The sequence below is a fragment of the Bartonella sp. AC130YNZD genome (genome assembly GCF_042196865.1).
Lineage (GTDB): Bacteria > Pseudomonadota > Alphaproteobacteria > Rhizobiales > Rhizobiaceae > Bartonella.
On sequence record NZ_JBHIQZ010000172.1, the window covers coordinates 1 to 609 of the forward strand.

Annotated in this window: 1 protein-coding gene; it reads right to left on the reverse strand. The window is 36.9% G+C overall.

Going from position 1 to position 609, the window contains the following annotated elements; translation table 11 throughout:
* Positions 1–226: 226 nt before the first annotated feature.
* On the reverse strand, positions 227–609 hold a 383-nt coding region (locus ACFINU_RS10335; protein ID WP_375667739.1), incomplete at its 5' end, for a YadA-like family protein.

Genomic DNA, 609 nt, shown 5'->3' on the forward strand with positions numbered 1-609 from the left:
TATTACTCTGTGTTTGTAAAATTTTTGTTAAAGTGCTTCACTTCTCACTAAAATCAATCTCACTAAGATTCTTATTATAGAATACATTGTTATGAGACTTTATAAGTATACTACTCTAAGGCTTTCTCTGTAAAATATTACTTCTCTATAATATAAAATTTTGCCCTTGTCTCATCAGACAAGGGCAAAACTTCACTTAAATTGTAATTTTTCATATTCTCTGGTGTTATTTTAATTTCAGAGTTATTCCACCACCTACTCCCCACTGACCTCCAGCACTGGTTGCTGATAGATTAGAACGAATCTTGCCATCTTCAGATGTATAACCTGCACCAATAGCAAAAGCAGATTGTCCACGCCAAAAACCGCCACCAAATGAAACACTCACAGATCCTGGGTCATCGAAGTAACGTAAGTTAGATACTGCCAAACCAATCGCCGCTGCTTGCCTTGCCTCTTTGCGCACATTCGTAATATCATAACTTAGTGCGTCAAACTTCATATCGGTATAGGATTTTGCCTCGTTAACACCATTATTGACTTGATCGTTCGTATACTTTTTCGCACTTTCAAGAGTAATCTTCATCTGCTCCTCGGTATGATCGTATA